A 432-nucleotide genomic window follows, 5' to 3' on the forward strand; every position below is an offset into this window, starting at 1 on the left:
ACCGGAGAACTGCGGGGGGTGCTTCGCGTCGGCACGCCCATAAGTTTCGCGCTCAGGGAAATCATTCCGCGGCTTCCCGCGTTCATGCAGCAGCACCCGGCGCTGAAGGTCGAACTGCGGGTGACCGACCGCTACCCAGACCTTGTGACCGAGGGCATCGACGTGTCGTTCCAGTTCGGCGCTCTTCCTGACTCGAGCGCGACGGCGCGCAAACTCATCCGCCAGCCGAGGATACTCACGGCCTCCCCAGACTACCTGCGGGAGCGTGGCATGCCAACGATGCCGTCGGACCTCGCGCACCACTCGGTGATCATCAGTCCGGCGCATCCCACGCCAACGTTCTCGTTCCGCAAGGACGGGCGTGTTGCGTCCGTGCGCATTGATGGCCAGCTCGCTATCACCATCAACGAAGGTGCCGTAGCAAGTGCCGTC

1 protein-coding gene is annotated in these 432 nt (G+C 64.4%); it reads left to right on the forward strand.

The genetic code is table 11. From position 1 onward, the window contains the following. Nucleotides 1-9: 9 nt before the first annotated feature. A partial coding sequence (locus tag PY650_RS36825) for a substrate binding domain-containing protein (RefSeq protein WP_285885034.1) occupies nt 10-432 on the forward strand: 423 nt, incomplete at its 3' end.

The organism is Martinezella calliandrae (genome assembly GCF_030272695.1).
Taxonomy (GTDB): domain Bacteria; phylum Pseudomonadota; class Alphaproteobacteria; order Rhizobiales; family Rhizobiaceae; genus Rhizobium; species Rhizobium calliandrae.